At 40.3% G+C, this 350-nt stretch carries 1 protein-coding gene; it reads left to right on the top strand.

All coding sequences use genetic code 11. From position 1 onward, the window contains the following. The coding region (locus CWB80_RS22285; protein WP_138686325.1) for a helix-turn-helix domain-containing protein at positions 1 to 289 on the top strand (289 nt) is incomplete at its 5' end. Positions 290 to 350 lie beyond the last annotated feature (61 nt).

Here is a 350-nt window from a genome sequence, read left to right as displayed (position 1 = left end):
CAATGAGTTAACGCCTATCGAAACGGCATCGCAGAGTGCCCCACTGAGTCAACGTAAGCTTGAAAGGAAGGTTAAGGAGCAATGTGGTGTCACACCTAAATATTTTGAACGTATTTACCGATTAAAACTGGCTAACCAAGCAATTAAGTTAACCCCTGAGCTAAGCTTTGCAGATTTTGCTTTAGAGTGTGTCTTTTCCGATCAGCCCCATTTAATCAAAGAGTTCAAAGCATTAATGCACGTCACCCCGGCAAAAAACCGCATGTTATTAAAAGACTCTCAAACTTAACAATCAAAACTCATTTTGCGATAGTCATAATCAAAACCCAGAATATCAACAGGCTGAGAAC

The sequence above is a fragment of the Pseudoalteromonas sp. S1650 genome (assembly GCF_005887195.1).
GTDB lineage: Bacteria > Pseudomonadota > Gammaproteobacteria > Enterobacterales > Alteromonadaceae > Pseudoalteromonas > Pseudoalteromonas simplex.
Note: the sequence above shows the minus strand (reverse complement) of the source record. Positions and strands in the feature narration are given on the sequence as shown.